Source organism: Microbulbifer sp. 2205BS26-8, from assembly GCF_030731025.1.
Classification (GTDB): Bacteria; Pseudomonadota; Gammaproteobacteria; order Pseudomonadales; family Cellvibrionaceae; genus Microbulbifer; species Microbulbifer spongiae.
The window spans coordinates 1-336 of sequence record NZ_JAVAMR010000217.1; the positions used below are offsets into that span (position 1 = coordinate 1).

The 336-nt window shown below is 57.7% G+C and carries 1 pseudogene and 1 other annotated feature; the pseudogene reads left to right on the forward strand.

Going from position 1 to position 336, the window contains the following annotated elements:
- Window positions 1–336, forward strand: a pseudogene (locus tag Q5Y71_RS17325) (transposase); the annotation flags it as partial.
- Window positions 207–323 (forward strand) — a sequence feature (AL1L pseudoknot). It overlaps the preceding pseudogene by 117 nt.

A 336-nucleotide genomic window follows, 5' to 3' on the forward strand; every position in this document is an offset into this window, starting at 1 on the left:
GAGCACCAATCACGCTGGGCAGCGATCACATCTATCGCTTCCAAGATCGGCTGCACACCCGAGACCCTACGATCATGGGTCAACAAGATGGAAGTCGACAATGGTACTAAACCCGGCACCACCAGCAGCGACGCAGCCCGCCTCAAAGAGCTGGAGCGCGAAGTCCGTGAGCTGAAACGCGCTAACGAGATCTTGCGCAAGGCTGCCGCTTTTTTCGCCCAGGCGGAGCTCGACCGCAAACCGAAGTAATGGTGGCATTCATTGACCAGGAACGTGAGGCGCACGGTGTCGAGTCAATCTGTGAGGTTCTGCCGATTGCACCGTCGACCTTCTACC